A 19,292-nucleotide genomic window follows, 5' to 3' on the forward strand; every position below is an offset into this window, starting at 1 on the left:
CGCCCAGTCCCCAGGGAACCCGCCTCGATCAGCGTAAAGAGATACTCGATGAGGAATACGCAATGTACGAAGAACAAGCGCCTTTTCGGCTTTTGATAGAGAACGCTTCCAAGACCTATGGCGCTATCAAAGCGCTCGCTGATGTTCGGTTTGAACTCCGTGCTGGCGAGGTGATGGCGTTGCTCGGAGAAAATGGTGCTGGAAAGAGCACGATCGTAAAGATCATCTCGGGACTGGTTCGGCCTGACCCCGGTGCCAAGATCACGATTGACGGCAAAGCTGCGGACATTACGACTAATGGGCTCTCGCAAGCCGCGGGGATAGCGGTCGTCCAGCAGGAGTACAGCACTGTGGGCACCATGACAGTGGCAGAAAACCTGGTGCTCGGACAGGCGAACGCACCATTTTGGTGGGGCAAACGACGGCTCCGAGAGAATGCGGTCAAACTGTTGGCCCGCGTCGGACTCGAAGACCTCAACCCGGACACTGCCGTCGAGGAGCTTTCTGTTGCTGAAATGCAGCTGCTCGAAATTGCACGAGTGCTCGCTCGAGACGCCAAAATCGTGATTTTCGATGAACCGACTGCAGCACTCTCGGATGCGGAGATTGCACGAGTGTTGGAAGTAGTGAAGAAGCTCGCGGATGAGGGGCGCAGCGTCATATACGTTACCCACCGGCTCGGCGAAGTCTTTGAAATAGCTGATCGCGTGACGGTGTTTAGGAACGGCCGCAGTGCAGAGCCGCGAGAGATTGACTCGCTGGATGTCGATCAGGTGATTGCACTTATGATCGGTCGTCAATTGGGCCACATGTATCCGGATCGCTCTGCAGGAATCGCTGAGCCGGTACTTGAAGCCAGATCACTGCGTGCTCCCGGTCTTCGAGACAGCGTCGACATTGTCGTCCATCGGGGTGAAATTGTGGGCCTAACAGGGCAGCTGGGGTCAGGCACGCAATCGATAATGCAGACTTTGGCTGGAATGGAGCCCAGGCTCGGAGGCGAAGTTACGCTTCAGGGCGAATTGGTGGATCTGCACAGTCGTACCAAAGGGATCGAGCAAGGCGTTGCATATTGCTCTCCCGATCGGAAGCGGAACGGCATATTCGGCGGAATTTCAATTATCCGTAATCTATCCTCTGCCTGGCTCGAATCAGTCGCCACGCTTGGCATCGTCAACTCAAAGCAAGAATCAGACCGAGCACACAGCAATGCGCAGCAGTTCGCGATCGACGTGATGAGAATGCACTCGTCTGTTGGAACGTTATCGGGGGGTAACCAGCAGAAGGTTGCGCTCGGTAAATGGCTCGGCATTAATCCACGAGTGTTGCTCGTGGAGGAACCCACTCGAGGTGTTGATGTCGGCGCTCGAGCAGAGATCTATCGCCAACTGCGTGAACTAAGCGACGCAGGCGTGGCAATCATCGTGAGCTCCTCGGATACTAACGAAATATTCGGGCTTTGCGACACCATCGCTACTTACTACAAGGGCCGGCAAACCAACATCAGACCATGGAGCGAATGGACTGAGCCAGAGCTCGTTCGCGAAGTCATGCATCGAAAGGAAGCAATCAATGACTAAGACGATCGAAGAAGCTCGCACGACTCCAGTTCAGGTAGTTCAAAGCAAGAAGATTACCCTGCGGCATTTCGCAACCTGGGCACTCCCACTGCTATTGCTGGCGATTGTCGTGGTCGCCGCACTGACCACGCCTAGATTCATGAGTTTCGATAACTTGAGAGCAATTCTGATCAACGCCTCCGTAGTCGGGATTGTCGCGGTTGGGATGACTCCGGTGACAATTTCCGGAAACTTCTTCTCGCTCGGAGCAAGCCAATCCACGGTGCTATCGGCGGTAATGTTTTTGAGTGTTGGAAGTGCGACTGGTTCGGTGCTGGTGGGTGCATTGGCCGCTCTCGTTATCCTATGCGTAGTCGGCGTTGCTCAGGGATATATCGTATCCGCGGGCCTTAACCCGATTATCACAACCCTGGCAGCAGGAACTATTGTGTTCGGCCTCGTTACGGTATTTACCAACGGTGAGGTGGTCGCACCGCAGGGACTTGATATTAGCTGGATTGCCCTAACGAACTTTCTTGGGCTTCCATTGCCTGTGTATATCTTCCTCATATATCTCGCAATCAACTGGTTCTATATGGAACACACAGTGGCCGGTCGGCGAACCTACCTGATGGGCGCGAACCGAAGTACGGCTCAACTGAGCGGAATTTCGGTGCGAAAGACCACGATATGGGCATTTCTCTCGATGTCGATCGGCATCACAATTGCGGGCATCCTCTCCGCGGCTCAACTGCGCCAGGTCCAATCGGCGGACCTCTCGGGACTTACCATGGACGTCATCGCTGCGGTGCTCGTCGGAGGATCTGCGATCTCTGGCGGTGAGGGATCGCCGTTGCGTTCGGCTCTTGGCGCCATCCTGATCGTGACGCTCGGCAACATTATGCTGCTCCACGGTCTGCCCACGGGCGTCCGACTGCTTGGCGTCGGGATCCTGGTCGTAGCCGTTGTTTCTGTTCTCCATGTGCTCCGAAAGGCGACGGCACGATGAAAAGCAATACTCAACAACTCGTGCGTAATTACGGTCTACAGCTCGGCATTTTCGTTGCTCTAGTGATTACGCTGGCGTTTATTGCGCCCACATTCCGGGGAGACTCGGCAGTCTACGCGACGCTTGAACGACTCTTGCTAATCGGCATCATCACGGCTGGTCTGACGGTGACAATGATTGCTGCCGAACTGGATCTCTCCGTTGCCGGACAGGCGGTGCTCGCTGGCGTTATCGCGGTACAACTGGGCGATCTTGGGCTATTCCCCAGCATAGCTATCGCGTCGGCCATTGGTCTGCTGATAGGACTGTTCCAGGGGTGGTTGATCGCCAAGATCGGCATCAACTCGTTGGTGTTCACTGTCGGAATGCTGACCGTCCTGCAAGGCGTGGCCTGGCTTGTCGCTAATGGTGGCCCCGTAATGCTCAGCAACTACATGGCGACTGACGTACTCCTCGCTCGGTACTGGGTATTCTCGCCGCTCTCAATTACCGCCATTGTCGTGGTTGTTGCTGTTGGTATATTCCTCACCTACAGCAAGTGGGGGCGCGAGATCTACGCTGTAGGTGGTGCACGACATGAAGCGGTCGCTGCGGGTGCGTCGGTAAAGCGGTCAATGGTTTTGGCTTTCGGAATCTCCGGGTTTTGCGCAGCGCTCGCAGGCGGACTCTCTTCACTGAAGGGCGGATCTGTCACGCCTGACAGCTTTGGTGCCGTCATGCTCACCTGTGTCGCAGCTGCGCTTATTGGTGGCGTCAGCCTTACCGGCGGCCGAGGGAACGTAGTCAATATCGTCCTGGGCATTCTCATCATTGTCGTGCTCGCAGCTGGACTCTCCGCTATGGGAGTGGCCTCGTACTTCACAGAATTAATCACAGGTGTCCTGCTGCTGGTTGTGATTGTTGTCGAATTCATCATTCTCAGGGTGGCGAGGCGAAACCGGATCGCGAAGCTCCGAGAAGCACACACAACTGCATAGGAGCAGAAATATTATGAACACCGATACTTTGAAATCATCAGGAAGAGAGCGAACCCCGATACGTGGAAAAGTGGCATTCGTCACTGGTGCTTCTTCCGGCAATGGAAGGGCAATCGCTCTGAGACTTGCTCGAGACGGAGCCAAAGTAATATGCGCCGATCTTCGACGAGATGCACACGCACCATCGTTCGACGGTGATGTCGCCACTGACGCGATGATCAGTGATGCCGGTGGCGACGCGCTCTACGTCGAGTGCGATGTTACAGACGGGGAGTCGGTACGTGCCGCGTATGCGCGAACGATTGAGCATTTCGCGCGGCTTGACATCATCGTCGCGAATGCAGGCATATCTCCACAACCTCCGGTTGCGCTTCCGGAAGAGGAGTTTGACACGTTCCGAAAAGTGACACAGGTTAATCAGGAGGGAGCTTGGTGGACTGCTCGCGAAGGTTCCCGGATCCTTCGTAGCCAAGGAGAAGGCGGCCGGATCGTCCTCATTTCATCCGTTGCCGGACTCGTTGGGACCGACTCGGGTGCGCACTACTGCATGAGTAAGGGCGCCGTGAATCAACTGGCAAAGGCGCTTGCTTTTCAAGTTGCTGCGAGCAATATCACCGTGAATGCGGTGTGCCCTGGTTTCATTCGTACAGCCATGACTGAGCAATATCTTTCTGAACCCGAGCGGGCAAAGTTAGTGAGCCGTCAGCATCCACTGGGGCGAATCGGCGAGGCCGCGGATGTAGCGAATGCAGTGGCGTTCTTAGTTGGCCCAGATTCCAGCTGGATCACCGGAGTTTTGCTGCCAGTCGACGGTGGGTACACCGCAATTTAGAAAAAGATGAGCCATAAACAGCATTTCGTCTCCAATAACGAAAATCAGTAAGGAAATCGAGCTATGGGAATACGTTTGGAAGGCAAGACAATTGGTATCACCGGTGCCGCGAGCGGCATGGGACTTGCGTTTGCCCACCGGTTTGCCGATGAGGGCGCTAACGTCCTCATCGTGGACCTAGATCGAGGCGCGGCTGAAGCGGCTGCAAAAAGTATTATTGCCGCGGGAGGAAATGCAGTTTCAGCCCAAGCCAACGTCACCGATCGTGGGCAGATCCGTGCCGCGGTTCAGGTCGCAGTGGCTGCATTCGGACGGATCGATATCTGGTTCAATAACGCTGGTCTGAACAGGCCTATGAGTTTCATTGACATAACCGAAGAAAATTGGTCATCGATCATGGACGTGAATGCACTCGGTGTGCTTATCGGAACCCAAGAGATAGCAAAGCAAATCGAAGCACAGGGGGGTGGTGGGAAAGTCATCAACACATCTTCCATCTCAGGACGAGTCGGTGATGCAAATACTGCACCATATTGTGCAGCCAAATCCGCAGTTATCTCGCTCACGCAGTCAGCCGCTAAAGCACTTGCTCCAAAAGACATAACTGTGAATGCATTTGCGCCAGGCGTCGTAGCTACTCCGCTTTGGACCAAACTGGACGAGGACTTGATGTCGATCGGGGCTTCCAGCGCTCCGGGTGAAGCAATGAAGAATTTCTCCTCAGATATCCTCCGCGGTCGAGCGGCAGAAGCAGAAGATATCGTCGGAACGGCGCTTTTCCTCGCCTCTGAGGATTCCAACTATATGACAGGTCAGGTCATCATGATCGACGGCGGCATGGTCCTGGTCTAGCGCTAACCATCAAATACTTGAAAGGGTTAAATATGAGTGGAAATGTTGGTTCGAAGGTTGCTTTCATTACTGGCGCGACGGGTGGTCAGGGGCGTATCGCAGTTGAGCGATTCATCACAGAGGGTTACCGAGTGGTCATGGCGGATTTGTTTGCTGAACCATTGGAGCGAGTCAGGGTAGAAGTACTGCAGTCTCATCCAAGTGCGGAACTGCTGCCATTGGTCGTTGACCAAGCCTCTGAAGAATCACTCCGAGATGCGGCGGAGAAGACCCGTGAATGGGCGGGCCAAATTGACGCCCTAGCGCTTTTTGCTGGTGTAGTTCAGAGCGATGGACTTCCCTTGTTAGAAATGTCGACAGAGGAATGGGATCGTGTTCATAGTGTAAATTTGCGTGGTGTCTTTCTTGCTTGCCGTGAGCTCGTCCCGCTGATCCCACATAATTCTGGCGGTTCGGTCGTGACGATCTCTTCCTGGTGGGGGCGAAATGCGCATCCATTCTATTCTGCATACTGCACCTCGAAGGCCGGAGTAATCAGCCTGACGCAGGGACTTGCGGCTGAGTTGGCAGATTTCGGTATACGGGTCAATTCGGTTGCTCCCGGCAACATCGATACCGCGATGCACCGAGCGGCGCTCGAAGGTGAGGCCGCAGAACGAGGCATCACATTCGATGAAATGCGCGATATTGAATGGTCGAAGATTCCGCTCAAAGTTGCGGGGCCGCCAGAATCAATTGTCGACGCCGCGTACTGGCTTGCTTCCGACCAAGCGTCATACGTGACGGGGGCTACCATCGATGTTAACGGCGGAGTGCTTATGACGTAGCGAGACGTCGACGCGGCCGTTCTTCTAGAACTAATGCTCTAGAAGAACGGCCGCAACTGTTCACGGTTGTTCTGCGAAAAGCCGCACCAAGATGAGTTCCGGAGGGCGTGTTGAGATCGGTGAGATTCTCCTCAGAAAGTTGAGGCCTCAAATGAGATATGCGGCAATGGTGGCGAGATCACAGCTGGAACCTAGGCGTTGTTGGTAGTGGTGTTCCACGGAGTTGGTGTGTAATCTCGGGACATCGTGGACAGTGAATCTCATCACTTCGCGGACGGTCGACCTCAATGCTTCGTACACAACTACCAAACGATTTCGGAGCACCACGACCTGGCACCCAGTTATCACGGGGTGAACGTTTCGGGGAGTTCTCGTTCCCGGGCTTCGAATTCCGCGAGAAACTCGGCGTGCCTCGCAGCCCACGCCTTCGACGGAATCGTCATCTGAACGCCTTGAATCGAGTACGACAACACGTAACGACTCCGTACTCGAAGCGCGACCATCGGCAACGGAAACGAGAACACCACCTCTCCCGTGTCGATATCCGACAACAAGAACTCCTCATCCGTGATCGTGCGATACCACTTACGGCCGGCAAACGGCGCAGGCAGCGACACGTGATAGCCAAGGTAGTACACCTGTCGATTGTTGACGGTGACCTCCACGATCGATTGATTCGCAGCTTGGTCCGACCCAACCTCCGTGTGGTCAGGCAGCGGCCGCCCACTCTTCGATACCGTGACCGTCGCATACCGCAGATCAGTCTCGTCAACATGGCGCTGCTGACGATACTGCGACGCTCTTGCCTCCAGCACTTCAACCGCGATGGGTTCGCTGGCTGGCGTGTACTCGAGCAACGCCCACGCTTGCGCGGGCGCGGACTGCCCCAAGGCTTGATGAGGTCGACGGAGGTTGTAGTGTTCGCGATATCGCGTGATCAACGTCCGAACCTCGTCAAGCGACCCTGGCCGGTTCGCGTCCAGGAACCGCTTCAATGTTTGATGTGACCGTTCATTCTTCCCCTGCGTCGTCGGCCGACCTGGCCGGCCACTGATCGGCATCGTGCCTTTCGACGCGAGATAGATTTCGACCGCCCCGATCTCGCCACGTCGTAACTGATTGAAGGCGTAGGAGTTGTCCGATCACAGTTCCTGCGGGGCCCGTACCGGTCGATCGCGGTTTCCAGGACCGATTTGGCGTCGGCACTGTTCTCGTGACGGTGATGGGCCCAGCTGCCGGTATCGAACCGGGTCGCATCATCCAGCATCTGCTACACCGTCACCTTTTGCCCCGTGGTGAGTCGATGCTCGAATGCGTCAAGCTGCCATAACGCCATCGCGGTGGACCGCACGAACGGCACGTACGACGATTTCGGTCGTTTTCGTGGCGTCACCTCAACATGCCCAACTTTGGCGAGCAGTCGGGCGATTGTCGCGACTGAAGGCACGGCCCCGCCAGGGAAATCGGTCTGTAAACAGGCTTCGTGGCGAACTGTTTTGGGTCCGTAGTCCCAGCCATCTGCTTTGAGTCGTTTACGGATTTTCACGAGCGCGTTGACCACCTCCGGGCCGTACTTCCGTGTTGGTTGTTTCGGGGCCCGTGACTGCGGGTGCAGGGCCGCGGTTGAGGTGCGGGCCGCTTGGTCACGGATTTTGTAGAACACGCTGCGTGAGATCTTCTGCGCCCGGCAGAACTCGACCACCGTTAACGCGTCGGGCTGCGTGGGGTCGTAGTTGATGATCAGTGCCCTTGTTCGGGGTGTAAGCGCGTTTGACATGCGCTCAACACTGACCCAAAACTCATGCCGCTCGTGTCCTCGATGCGTTGAGACATCCTGTCCACGATGTCATGACATCGTGTGTCCGCGATGTGATGAGACAGGACATACGAGGCATTGAGGTCGACCGTCCGCGAAGTGATGAGATTCACTGTCCACGATGTTCCGAGATTACACACCAAATCAATGGAACACCGCTACCGAATACCCTATCTTCCAGCAGCCATTCAGATACTGGGCGGAGCGGTTGAACTGCGCTCTACGAACTCCGGTACGAGCATGATCCGGACTGGCGAAGAGGCATCACCGGAGATCGCTGAGAAGGCGAGTCGAGCGCTGTGTCGACCTAGCTCGCGCGCTGGCAACCGCACTGTGCTTAGAGGAGGGTCGATGTGGTCGATGAGCGGGGCATCGTTATAGCCAACGACAGAGATGTCCTCAGGGCAACGAAGCCCGAGTTCTCTTATGGCGTCGATGGCACCAACCGCGAGGAGGTCATTGTGGGCAAATATCGCTGTGGGACGGTCCATCAGGAGGCGGTGCTCGAGGAGCGTTTTCGTAAGACGATATCCCTCAGCGATTGTGCTCGATTGAGCGACTTCCTGGTGAGAAAGATCGCGCACATTGGGATTCTGGGTGATCGCCTCGTGATACCCCTGGCTTCGCCCGATGAATGACGAGATGGCAGGTGTCCCCTGAAGTTGAGCGATACGGCGATGGCCGATATTGATGAGATGGGAGACAGCGGTCCGGGCCCCCATGAGGTCATCTTGCAAGGCTTCTCGTCGCCCATCGATGTGCCCGTGGGAATCTTCTGGATCTGGCAACGTGCGGACAGCGAGAATGACCGGTATCTGAGCCTCCACCGACTTGATAAACTCCTGGTCTGTGATGTGGACAGCGCTTACGATCACTGCGTCTACCCGGTTTGCGATGAGGCGGGAAACTACGCGCCGCAATGTCCCAGGGTCGTCGTGGGTTTCGGCCACGAGCGGCATTACTCCTAGAGGCTTAGCCTCGTCGTCGACGCCACGGAGCAGCTCCACGAAGTAGGGATTGGACAGGTCGGCGACGACGACACCGAGTGTGTCTGTCGTACCTTTTCTGAGGGACTGCGCTACGGCGTTTGGTCGATACCCAAGCTGTGCTGCACTTTCGAGCACTCGTTTGCGAGTGCTCGAATTGACCAAGCCAAATTGATTCGCGCTCAGCGCGCGCGATGCGGTTGCAACGTGGACGCCCGCGAGTTCGGCCACATCTCGCAGTGTAGCGGATTTGGCATTTGCCAAGGGAATCACCAAACTCTCTGTTGGGTCGTGAGTGACGCGTAGGATGAATTCGCTTCAATGAGCTCGTCTAACGGATGCATAGGGAAGACAAACGGGCGATTTTTGCGAGCACAACCTTTCCTCGATCCGTGCCGCGGAATACCCGTCGCTATGCAGCGAGTACGTCTCGACTGCAAACACCATACCCGCCTTGAACTAGACTGGCTCCCGGACGTTGTTCATCAGCGAGGCGATTAGACGTTCGAACTCGCCAAGTCCCGTGGAATGGCAGGGCGGCAATTCGGAAGTGGGGAGGTCTATCACGGGCGCTCACGGCATCGTTCTTGCGATGCCACTTATAAGAATGGCCTGCGTCCTCACCTCACGAAAAGTGGCAGCCACTCTGCTGCTCGCAAGTTGCTCAGCCGCCGCCACGTCATCACCTGAGACGACCGAAAGCGGGCCTTGACGCACCGGCGGCGCTGCGAAATACGGACTAACATCCGTACGTGAGCATTCCGAAGCCGAGTCTTCGAAACCTCTTGCTCGTGCTGGCTGACCTTACGGGGGCGGTAGTGCCACCCAATCCCTCATCAACGGGTCGCTTTCTGGAGTAATCGGAAGCGGATTGCACGCCGCCTCGATTTCGTTCGGAATCGGCCTAGTCTTGATCGCCATCATTACGCTGTCGCGGCGGGACGCGCGTCAAGGCGTGGACGCATCGTCGCGGCCGTGCGTTGCGGGGAGCTGCCGTGGTGGGGACTGCTCTGCGGGGCTGTGTGCTGCCACGTTCGTGCTAGGACAGGGTGTCACGGTGCCGATTCTCGGTGTCGCCGTACTGATGACCTCGATGGCCGTCGGACAATTGCTCGGGTCGCTCGCGGTCGACCACTTTGGTTGGCTTGGTGCCCCAGAAAAGCGCATCACGCGGTTGCGAGGTCTCGGCGCGGGGCTCGCCATTGTCGCGGTGGGCTTGATCGGTGTGGATGCGGGCATGGATCTCGGCTCGATTGGCCTGATGGTGCTCTCTGTCGCAGTGGGGTTCCTGCTTGCGCCACAACTCGGCATCACCGGAACGGTGCGGTCGCACGCGCAGGATTTGATCGGTCCGTCACTGCTCAATTTTGTTGTCGGCTTCATTATTCTGGCTGCCGCAGCGCTGATCAGTTCTGCAGCGGACTGGGTCGAGTTCACCGGCTTCCCCAGAGGCTGGTGGCTCTATCTCGGCGGTGTCATCGGCGTTATCTACCTCTTTCTCGTCGCGTCTGTCGTGCGCACGATCAGGGTCTTCGTGCTTTCGCTCGCACTCGTCGGCGGGCAACTGCTTGGCTCGTTGATCTTCGACCTCGCCTCCGGCCGTGCGAGTTGGATACTCGCGATCGGTGCCGCGCTGGCCTTCGTCGACATTACGGTCGCGCATTTGGGGTCGCGGGTGCGGTAACCCTTTCCATGTGATGCTTACTGACTGGAACCAGCTGGAAGCCAATTCCCTTCGAAAACCCTACGAAAACCCTACGAAAACACTAAGAAAACCTTTAGGGTTGCAATATGGCTTTCCAGCGTAGGGTGACCATCGGTGTAGCGGCACGACGTGTGGGCGTACCAGCCTGGCGTTTGCGCGCCTGGGAGGGCGCTGGTCTGATTCGCCCAGAGCGGACAAGCAAGGGGTATCGCCTCTATAGCGAAGATGACTTAGGCCTTGCCGCTCGCCTCGCATCAGAACACTCTCATGATCGGATGGCTTTAGTGGCGCTTGAGCATGCGGCGGATCCAGGGAATGAAACGCTGACGACTCGTGAGCCCCATTTGAACGTCACTGAATCTGCGCCGCAAAGGTTCGCCGCGGCTTCGACGGATCACTATTTGAGTCAGCAGTCTGAGAAGCATGCAGAAAGCCGCCCGCCAGCTACCCGACAAGAAGAAGAGTCGATAATTCGTCATCTAGTGAGCGGACTACAACGCTCGGATGATGCCCAAGAGGTGTATTCCGTTGCCCTTGAATGTGCCTTACATGTGGCAGGCACAGGCATCGGTTCGCTGAGCGCCGTTGACTCGGCCCGTCAGCAATACTCATTGCTTGCAAGTCAGGGGCTTTCTAAACGGTATTTAGAAGGTATTGAAGCCTGGCGATTACAAGAGGGTTTCGCTGGACGCGCATTTAGCCAGCGAGAGACCATCGTGCTCGGGGACATCCAGGAGGATCGTTCTGTAACTCGAGAGAGCGTGCGCGCCGAAGGAGTTCGAGCATACGCATGTGTGCCGCTCTTACGCGGCCAACGGCGACTCGGCATTCTGCAGGTGTACGGTTCACGTCCCAACAGCTTCAGCGTGCAACAGATCGCAATGCTCGAACTGATCGCTGCGATGGTTGCGCCGAGCCTAGAAATCGCTGATCTACAAAGCCACGTTGACGCATTGCAAGAGGAACGCGCGCGTTCTTTTCGTGAATGGGCCACACAAGTTACCGCAAGCGCGCATCAAGAACGAGCGGAAGTTGCGGACCAGCTTGATGATCAGCTGCTATTGCTGCGCGAAGGATCAGCCGATTCCATTTCCATTGCGGAATCGATCGAATTAGTAATTTCTCGACTTCGAAGCGGTCGTGACGAACAAGTAGATCTCCTCCCACTCGTGCGTTCAAACATCATCGATCGGCTGTCGAAATTGCATTCCGTGCATACAAACCTTGAGGTGGGCGATTGGCCTAAGTCGCTACCGAGCGGTCACGTTTCGCGACTTTATCTCGTCATTCTTGCCCTTGCGGAGAGCGCTGCCGCGCTGGCTCAGTCACAGTTGCGAATTCGGTTCGACAGTGAAGACGGTGCTCTACGAGTTTTGCTCGCAGATGATCGAGAAATGCCTATCAGCGGTATCAAGAGTGTTCCGGTCGACCCAAACACACTCATGACCATCAAGCACCTAGGGGCAAGCGTGCAATTACAGCCCGTCGGTCCCGGTGAATCAGTAGGCTTGTTGATTTCGGTTCCAAGAACGACTTTCGAGGTCCGCGGGGATGACCTCACGGTCCGTGAGCGACATGTTCTTGAAGCATTGCGGCTTGGCGCATCCAACCGTGGGATCGCCGCAGAACTGGGAATCTCCGTCAAGACATTGCAGAATCACCTCACGTCCCTGTACCGAAAACTTGGCGTGGCTAGTCGAGCTCAAGCAGTCGAGTATGCCGATCAAGTCGAAGTTCGGGAGCTCTCTCACGACTGATCGCCTGAGAACTCTTCCCAAGCATGAAGGGAGGGGTCCTATGTGCGAGAGCAACTGAAGTCCTCATTCCAATAGGGGATCGAGCCGTCCTACGGTGTGGTCATCCCAAAACACCGTGGTCATTGGGAGGGCTTCGAAGTCGAGGTCCGTCGCATTGGAAGAGGAGCCTCAAGGCATGACAGTTCAGGACCCACCCCGAGTAAGGACGATGGAATGGTATCGATCACGGTCGTTGTGGCTCGAAGATGCACTCGAGGACGCTGAGCTTCGCCCTTCGCTAGAGGGTGAGATTGACGCAGACGTGGCCATCGTTGGAGGTGGGCTCATCGGTGTTTGGTTGGCCTATACCCTTGCCGTGGAAGCCCCGGAGCTGAACGTTGTAATTCTTGAACGGGATGTTGTGGGCTTCGGCGCTGCGGGGCGCAACGGAGGTTGGGCAGGTGCAGGTATCGCAGGCTCACCTGAACGCTATGCGCGAAGTCGAGGATGGGATGTAGTGCGTGAGGGCGCAGCCATCTTCCGTGACGCTGTTGCCGACATTGGTCGGACTGCCGAGACTGAACAGATCGACTGCGGATTCATCCAAGGTGGAACGCTTGCCTTCGCAAGTTCCACACCGCAAGCCGCTCGCCTTCACAAAAGTACGAAGAATGCAGAAAAGCTTGGCATCGCAGGTCCGGGCGACCGGATGCTCAATCTGGACCAGGCGAAAGCAATCGTGGACATTCCGACGATGAAAGCAGCGCACTTCACGCCTGATTGCGCAAGAATCGATCCCGCGATCCTCGTTCGTGACCTTGCTGCGTCTGCTGAGCGACGTGGGGTTCGGATTTTTGAAGATAGCGAAGTGATCGACACCCGCAGTCACAAGGCAATTACAAACGGTGGTCGAGTCAACGCAAACCGAATTGTGCTCGCTACGGAAGCATGGGCTCCCCAATTACCGGGCGGGATGCTCACAAGTCTTCCGCTGACATCGATGATGATTGCGACGGAGCCCTTGCCCGAACACGTCTGGGATGAAATTGGGTGGCCCCAAGGCCTCACAGTTCGCGATAAATCGCACCTATTCTTTTACGCACAGCGGACTCGAGACAACCGCATTGCGATTGGTGGACGAGGGTCACCGTATCGGCTCAGCGAACCGTACGCCGAATTCGGAGCACGTGATGAGCCGGTATGGCAGCGACTTCGTGCGACTATCGATGAGCATTTTCCAGCTGCTTCCGGGGCCAGCATTACTCATTCTTGGGGTGGCATTCTGGCTGTTCCGCGCGACTGGAGTATGTCTATCCGGTACGATCACGCAGCTGGAATTATTCGTGCTGGAGGTCTCGCAGGCCATGGTGTTGTCGCAGCAAACGTAGTCGGAAGAACAATCGCTGACATGCTGCTTGATCGTGACACCAAATTGACCCGCATGCCATGGGTGGAACATCGGTCACGACGCTGGGAGCCTGAGCCTGCGCGGTTCATTGCAGCCAACGCCATTGTGCAGTTGCTCAAGAGCGCGGACGACTACGAGGACCGGACCGATAAGCCCGCGTCACGGTCAAAGCTCGTGGCCCCGTTCATGCCGCCAGCTTAATCCGCACCACTAACCGTCGAAGGAGACAAGATGAGAATTGGAATTGAATGTGGTGGCACCTTCACCGACGTTGTGGCGACGGATGACCACGGCGAAATCGTCGCCACTGCGAAGGTGTTCTCAACACCAGAAGATCCGTCGAAGGCAGTACGGGCCGGTCTCGCTGAACTTGATGACGCGAAGGTAGCCGGATCCGATCTGCTCCACGGCTCAACGGTCGCGACGAATGCGGTGCTGGAACGTAAAGGCGGCCCCGTAGCTCTCATCGCCACTCGTGGTTTCAAAGACATTGTGTTTCTGCAGCGACAGGACCGCAGCACGATGTATGACCTTAACTATGTAAAACCCGAGCCGCTCGTCAGCAGGGAAGCGATCATCGAAGTGAACGAGCGGATCAGCGTTGGCGGAGAGATCGTTCTCGAGCTGGAACAAGACGCAGTACGCGAGACAATCCAAGCGATTCGCAAAACGGCACCCGCCGCAGTCGCGATCAGCCTCCTCCACGCCTACGCGAATCCTGCGCATGAGCTCCAGTTAGCGAACGCCATCCGCAAAGAGTTCCCGGAATTGCCGATTTCGTTGAGTCATGAAGTGGCTCGTGAATTTCGCGAATACGAGCGAACCACCACGACGGTAGTGGACGCATTCATTCGCCCTATGGTGTCGAGTTATCTCGGCCGACTCCGTTTGGTCGCTTCGGAATCCGGAATTGAATCGCTCGGGGTCATGCAGTCGAACGGCGGTATCGTTACGCCGGAAGTTGTTGTTGCTAAGCCGGTTTCAATGCTCATGTCTGGGCCTGCTGCAGGAGTGTCGGGAGCCGTTACCATCGGCGCACGCTCTGGTCTTGACCAAATCGTCACGATGGATATGGGAGGTACGAGCACCGACGTCGCATTCGTGCGTGACGGTGAACCGGACCTCGCCAGCGAGACAGTGATTGACGGGCTGCCGCTACGCGTGCCGCTGGTGGACATTCACACAGTGGGCGCGGGTGGTGGGAGCATCATCTCGATTGACGCTGGTGGTCTGCTCACGGTTGGCCCGAAAAGCGCCGGTGCCGATCCGGGCCCGGCATGCTACGGTCGCGGCGGGACGGAACCCACGATTACGGATGCAAATCTCATCGTGGGCGCGATGCCAGACGATTCGAAATTGGCGGGCCGCTTCCCTCTCGACAAGGAGGCTGCAAGACAAGCACTCGAACCGATCGCTGAATATTTCCGAGTCTCGGTCGAGCAGGTTGCATCGGACGCAATAACACTCGCCAATGCAGCTATGGCTGGGGCAATCCGAGAAGTGTCTCTCGAACGTGGTCATGAAGTCGGTGCTGCGACTCTGATCGCGTATGGTGGCGCTGGCGCCCTGCACGCTGCTGACGTGGCAGCACAGCTCAACATCGCAAAGGTATTGGTACCTCCACACGCCGGGCTCACATCAGCCTATGGCCTTCTTACCTCACGTTTTCAACGCGATTTTGCACAAACGTGGTTCCGCGACGACATCGAACAGCTCGATGGCAACATCCTTAGGGGAAGGCTCGATGAGCTTCGTGACGAAGCACTCGCTGATGTGGCCGCCTATGGGATTGATACGTCAGCGGTCACGCTGACCTGGCACGCGGATCTTCGATATCGAGGTCAAGGTTTTGAGCTGTCGACTCCGCTCAACCGTGAAGAGTCAATCAGCACGATTATCGCGCGATTCCACGAAATGCACGCTCGCCAATACGGTCACTCAAGCCCGGGCAGAGCCATTCAGCTCGTTACATTGCGAGTCAGAGTTGCGCTGCCAGCTCCACCGACTCGGGGAGTGTTGCCTGATCAAGAAGCAACCACGCACTCGACCGTGACACTGCATCTTGACGGCAACCGTGTCGAAGGGATTGAGCTAAACCGCGCTGGTATCGGTACCGGCATCGATGGACCAGCAATTATCACTGACGTCACCGCAACGACGCTCGTACCGATTAACTGGCGGGCGTCACTGGACCAACACGGCAATATTTTGCTCACTCGGAGGGACTCATGACCACATCAACGGCTCAATTGGGCCTATTCAAATCAGCACTTGAATCGCTCACGCGGGAGATGGCGGTGAATCTTCGGCGAGCCGCGTTCTCGTCCATCGTTCGTGAAGCCCGAGATTTTTCGGTTGCACTCGCTGATCGGCGTGGGGGCATCGTCGCTCAGGCCGAATGTATCCCAATCATGACAGCAGGCGTGTCTATCGCCCTTCAAGCGGTTCTCAAAGAAATCGACGCGGATTCGTTGACCCCAGATGACGCGGTCCTCTACAACGATCCATTCAAAGGGGGCCAGCACCTCCAAGACATCTATTTGTTCTCGCCGATTTTCATTGATGATGAACTTGTCGCATTTTCTGCAACAACGGCTCACCACGTCGACGTCGGCGGTGCTTTCGCAGGCCTGAGTGCTGACGCAACAGAGGTTTATCAAGAAGGGCTCCGACTGCCACTTGCTAAGTTCTCCGTGTCACGAGACTGGTCGTCACCGCAAGGATTTGTCCGACGCATCATCGAGAACAACGTCAGGGTTCCGAATCTCGTAATTGGAGACCTTGAAGCACAGTTCGCAGCGAACGCCATCGGTGCTACGCGGCTTCATGAAATCTTCCGCAGGTTCGGTCATTCCGAAACTCTCGCAGGGATGAGCGACCTTCAAGATTACTCAGAGCGTCGCTTTCGCGCCGCGATTAGCGAGATCCCTGATGGCGAGTACCGCTCGGTCCAAACGTTCGATGGACGCCCGTGGGGGCTCGAGGACGTTGAAATCGTGGCGGCCGTTACTGTCAGCGGTGAGATGTTGAAGGTCGACTTCACTGGGTCTGGAGATCAACTCGTAGGCAATGTCAACTGCCCGTTTGCGTCGACGGTATCTGCGGTCCAGAGCGCCATCCGCTGCATGATCCCTGACCGGACCATTCCCTTCAACGAGGGATGCAATCGACCGATTGAGATCATCGCGCCCTACGGCTCCATTCTCAATCCCGCACCACCAGCCGCCGTTCGAGCTCGCCTGACTCCGGCAAGCCGCGCATTCAACGCTGTAGTTCAGGCGATGGGAGAAGCAGTGCCGGCTTCGGCCGTCGCCACGGGGTTTGACACTACGACCGCGTTTGCCGTGAGCCATTTGGCCAAGGATGGAAACTACCAAGTGGTCGTTGAAATCCTTGGTGGCGGTTGGGGAGGCTGCCGACACAATGACGGTGCTGATGCGCTCGATAACCCAATCTCAAACTGCGCTAATGCTCCCGTGGAGTCCCTCGAAACCGACTACTCTCACTTCATCATTGACGAGTATTCGCTGACCGCGAGCTCCGCTGGTGAGGGACGACAGCGAGGCGGTCACGGCCTGCGGCGCGTGTATCGAGCAATGCACGATGGTGTCGGAGTTGCCGGATATGCGGACCGACACCTGAAGGGGCCGGAAGGGCGTGATGGTGGAGAGTCGGGCGGCCCCGGGCAATTTCGGATCATTCGCGCTGACGGAACCACCGAACAAGTTCCGCCTGTGTACCAACGAACTCTTAACGCGGGCGATCGAATCGAGATCGTCACCGGCGGAGGAGGCGGTTACGGCGATCCGGCTGATCGATCCGAAACAGAATCAATAAATGACCAACTTGCCTTCCCCGAAGAAGCGGCGGGCAGCACCAGTACAGGAGAGTCATCATGTCAGTAAATAACTCGGTGGCGACAGGCTCTAAGCCCAAGGCATCCATGCCACGAATCGCGGCAGCAGCAGTCATCGGCACTTCGATTGAATGGTACGACTTCTTTGTCTTTGCTCAACTTTCAGCACTTGCGCTGAACTCAGTATTCTTCCCCGAGGCGTCGGCACTTACTGGTGTCCTAATCCTTTTTGCTACTCAGGGAGTCGGCTTCGTTGCGCGACCGCTGGGCGCAATCATCTTCGGTCACATCGGTGACCGTGTAGGGCGCAAACAGACGCTCATCGTCACGTTGCTGCTCATGGGAATTGCGACATTCGCCATGGGGCTGCTTCCAACATTTGCGCAGTGGGGATATGCCGCTTCGATTGTGCTCGTCGTACTCCGCGTAGCGCAGGGACTCGCGGCTGGCGGCGAATGGGGTGGCGCCGCGCTGATCGGTGTAGAAAACGCACCTGCGAATAAGAAAGCCCTATACGGTTCGTTCGCGCAACTTGGATCACCCGTGGGTTTGGTACTCGCAACCGTGGTCGTACTGGTGACGAACGTATCCATGACCTCAGAAGCATTCATTGAGTGGGGCTGGCGAGTGCCCTTCCTCATCTCAATCATTCTCGTTCCAATCGGCCTCATCATCCGAACAAAGATTTCGGAGAGCCCGGAGTTCACTGCGCTTCAAGAAACTGAGGACAAAAAGTCGGCACCGCTTGTGCAAGTTTTCCGCTACCAGTGGAAGCAGCTGCTCGTCGGTATCGGTGCGTTCACCGGTGTGTTCTTGAGTTATTACCTCATGACATCGTTCATGCTTGCCTACGCACGAAATACACTGGGTATGGACAATTCTGTCTCGTTGCCGTCGAACCTGATTGCGGCAATCGTGGAAGGCCTGTTCGTTGTCGTCGCGGCGGTGTTGAGTGTCAGAATCGGGACGAAGCGGATTAATACCGTGTCAGCTATCGGACTATTGGTCTGGGCGCTGCCGTCCTTCTGGCTCGCCGCATTTGCACCGCCTTGGGGAATGTACGTTTCCGTCGGTGTATCGATGGTGTTTGTTGGAGCCGCGTATGGGGTGCTCGCTTCAGACGTTTCTCGACTGTTTAGCACCGACACGCGCTACACAGGAGTATCCCTTTGCTACCACCTGGCAGCTGTCCTCGGTGGTGGCCTTGCGCCGATCCTTGCAACTGCAATGCTCGAACAATCGGGAGGAAATATCTTCCTGATCGGTATTATCCCGGCAGTTGCTGCGGTCATAATGCTCGTGTGCTGCCTTCTGCTCCCGCGATTCCAGACGGACCTCGACACTCAAACGGTGGGCACCGTTACTAGGGCTCACGAATCTGTCTGAGTCCGTTCCAAGACGACGGTCAGTGCTCCACATGCAACTGCGCATGAGGAGCACTGACTTTTTCCGTCCCTGGGCCATCCCGTTTCGCCCTCGAATTCTTTTCTGCAAATTGAGGTAGGGGTGTCGGGAGTGAACTATCACCTCCGAACACCCCTACCTGCCGCGAATCGCAGTGGCTCGAACTAGGCCGAACAAAGCCGCACCGCGAATCGCAGTGCCTCAAACAAAGCCGCAGTTTCATCACGAAAATCGGCCCCGCACCGGCCGTTTGCTAGCCTCTTGAACGCACTGTGAGAGATCCCCCTCACCTCAAGGCCTAACTCTGGCCCCACCGAGAGGAACA

Annotated in this window: 13 protein-coding genes and 2 pseudogenes; 13 read left to right on the forward strand and 2 right to left on the reverse strand. The window is 56.6% G+C overall.

The annotated features are described in order from the left end of the window. The first annotated feature begins 62 nt into the window (after positions 1-62). From ACTHXA_RS02970 to ACTHXA_RS02995, 6 genes are all read left to right on the forward strand, one after another. Entirely contained in the window at positions 63-1,580 is a 1,518-nt protein-coding gene (locus ACTHXA_RS02970) for a sugar ABC transporter ATP-binding protein (RefSeq protein ID WP_441669204.1), read from the forward strand. Next, the gene (locus ACTHXA_RS02975) at positions 1,573-2,568 is read left to right on the forward strand and encodes an ABC transporter permease (protein ID WP_441669206.1); all 996 of its coding nucleotides are present in this window, start codon (positions 1,573-1,575) and stop codon (positions 2,566-2,568) included. The genes ACTHXA_RS02970 and ACTHXA_RS02975 overlap by 8 nt, the downstream gene beginning before the upstream one ends. Then, positions 2,565-3,545 (forward strand): ABC transporter permease, encoded by a 981-nt coding sequence (locus ACTHXA_RS02980; RefSeq protein WP_441669208.1) that lies wholly within the window; start codon positions 2,565-2,567, stop codon positions 3,543-3,545. The genes ACTHXA_RS02975 and ACTHXA_RS02980 overlap by 4 nt, the downstream gene beginning before the upstream one ends. 13 nt (positions 3,546-3,558) lie before the next feature. Next, on the forward strand, positions 3,559-4,377 hold the full coding sequence (locus ACTHXA_RS02985; protein WP_441669210.1) for an SDR family NAD(P)-dependent oxidoreductase: 819 nt from the start codon (positions 3,559-3,561) through the stop codon (positions 4,375-4,377). 63 nt (positions 4,378-4,440) lie between these two features. Continuing rightward, entirely contained in the window at positions 4,441-5,229 is a 789-nt protein-coding gene (locus ACTHXA_RS02990) for an SDR family NAD(P)-dependent oxidoreductase (RefSeq protein ID WP_441669212.1), read from the forward strand. A 32-nt stretch (positions 5,230-5,261) separates the two neighbouring features. Then, the gene (locus ACTHXA_RS02995) at positions 5,262-6,056 is read left to right on the forward strand and encodes an SDR family NAD(P)-dependent oxidoreductase (protein ID WP_441669214.1); all 795 of its coding nucleotides are present in this window, start codon (positions 5,262-5,264) and stop codon (positions 6,054-6,056) included. Positions 6,057-6,400: 344 nt separating this feature from the next. Here ACTHXA_RS02995 and ACTHXA_RS03000 read toward each other — a convergent pair. Further along, a pseudogene (locus ACTHXA_RS03000) lies at positions 6,401-7,833 on the reverse strand (integrase core domain-containing protein). Between the two features lie 227 nt (positions 7,834-8,060). Further along, a complete protein-coding gene (locus ACTHXA_RS03005; protein WP_441669216.1) occupies positions 8,061-9,089 on the reverse strand; it encodes a LacI family DNA-binding transcriptional regulator in 1,029 nt (342 codons plus the stop codon). Positions 9,090-9,678: 589 nt separating this feature from the next. On the opposite strand from ACTHXA_RS03005, the pseudogene ACTHXA_RS03010 reads away from it, so the two are divergent. From ACTHXA_RS03010 to ACTHXA_RS03040, 7 genes and pseudogenes are all read left to right on the forward strand, one after another. Then, positions 9,679-10,059 (forward strand): annotated as a pseudogene (locus ACTHXA_RS03010) (DMT family transporter); the annotation flags it as partial. 60 nt (positions 10,060-10,119) lie between these two features. After that, the gene (locus tag ACTHXA_RS03015; RefSeq protein WP_441669350.1) at positions 10,120-10,542 is read left to right on the forward strand and encodes a DMT family transporter; all 423 of its coding nucleotides are present in this window, start codon (positions 10,120-10,122) and stop codon (positions 10,540-10,542) included. Between the two features lie 107 nt (positions 10,543-10,649). After that, positions 10,650-12,320, forward strand: coding sequence for a GAF domain-containing protein (locus tag ACTHXA_RS03020; protein ID WP_441669217.1), 1,671 nt, complete (start codon positions 10,650-10,652; stop codon positions 12,318-12,320). A 175-nt stretch (positions 12,321-12,495) separates the two neighbouring features. Continuing rightward, positions 12,496-13,908: an NAD(P)/FAD-dependent oxidoreductase gene (locus ACTHXA_RS03025; RefSeq protein WP_441669218.1), complete on the forward strand. Its 1,413-nt coding sequence runs from the start codon at positions 12,496-12,498 to the stop codon at positions 13,906-13,908. A 30-nt stretch (positions 13,909-13,938) separates the two neighbouring features. Continuing rightward, complete coding sequence (locus tag ACTHXA_RS03030; RefSeq protein WP_441669219.1) at positions 13,939-15,939, forward strand: hydantoinase/oxoprolinase family protein; 2,001 nt, start codon at positions 13,939-13,941, stop codon at positions 15,937-15,939. Beyond that, positions 15,936-17,612 carry a hydantoinase B/oxoprolinase family protein gene (locus ACTHXA_RS03035; RefSeq protein WP_441669220.1) on the forward strand — a complete coding sequence of 559 codons (1,677 nt, stop codon included), beginning with the start codon at positions 15,936-15,938 and terminating at the stop codon, positions 17,610-17,612. Before ACTHXA_RS03030 ends, ACTHXA_RS03035 begins: the two co-directional genes overlap by 4 nt. Further along, complete coding sequence (locus ACTHXA_RS03040) at positions 17,603-18,949, forward strand: MFS transporter (RefSeq protein ID WP_441669221.1); 1,347 nt, start codon at positions 17,603-17,605, stop codon at positions 18,947-18,949. The genes ACTHXA_RS03035 and ACTHXA_RS03040 overlap by 10 nt, the downstream gene beginning before the upstream one ends. Positions 18,950-19,292 lie beyond the last annotated feature (343 nt).

It is taken from the genome of Gulosibacter sp., from assembly GCF_052090685.1.
Taxonomy (GTDB): Bacteria; Actinomycetota; Actinomycetes; order Actinomycetales; family Microbacteriaceae; genus Gulosibacter.

Excerpts from the sequence above, each read along its gene's own strand:
- ACTHXA_RS02990 (WP_441669212.1), top strand. The coding sequence starts at position 4,441 with ATGGGAATACGTTTGGAAGGCAAGACAATTGGTATCACCGGTGCCGCG.
- ACTHXA_RS02975 (WP_441669206.1), top strand. The coding sequence starts at position 1,573 with ATGACTAAGACGATCGAAGAAGCTCGCACGACTCCAGTTCAGGTAGTT.
- ACTHXA_RS03030 (WP_441669219.1), top strand. The coding sequence starts at position 13,939 with ATGAGAATTGGAATTGAATGTGGTGGCACCTTCACCGACGTTGTGGCG.
- ACTHXA_RS03025 (WP_441669218.1), top strand. The coding sequence starts at position 12,496 with ATGACAGTTCAGGACCCACCCCGAGTAAGGACGATGGAATGGTATCGA.
- ACTHXA_RS02985 (WP_441669210.1), top strand. The coding sequence starts at position 3,559 with ATGAACACCGATACTTTGAAATCATCAGGAAGAGAGCGAACCCCGATA.
- ACTHXA_RS03020 (WP_441669217.1), top strand. The coding sequence starts at position 10,650 with ATGGCTTTCCAGCGTAGGGTGACCATCGGTGTAGCGGCACGACGTGTG.
- ACTHXA_RS03015 (WP_441669350.1), top strand. The coding sequence starts at position 10,120 with ATGGTGCTCTCTGTCGCAGTGGGGTTCCTGCTTGCGCCACAACTCGGC.
- ACTHXA_RS03035 (WP_441669220.1), top strand. The coding sequence starts at position 15,936 with ATGACCACATCAACGGCTCAATTGGGCCTATTCAAATCAGCACTTGAA.
- ACTHXA_RS02970 (WP_441669204.1), top strand. The coding sequence starts at position 63 with ATGTACGAAGAACAAGCGCCTTTTCGGCTTTTGATAGAGAACGCTTCC.
- ACTHXA_RS02995 (WP_441669214.1), top strand. The coding sequence starts at position 5,262 with ATGAGTGGAAATGTTGGTTCGAAGGTTGCTTTCATTACTGGCGCGACG.
- ACTHXA_RS03040 (WP_441669221.1), top strand. The coding sequence starts at position 17,603 with ATGTCAGTAAATAACTCGGTGGCGACAGGCTCTAAGCCCAAGGCATCC.
- ACTHXA_RS02980 (WP_441669208.1), top strand. The coding sequence starts at position 2,565 with ATGAAAAGCAATACTCAACAACTCGTGCGTAATTACGGTCTACAGCTC.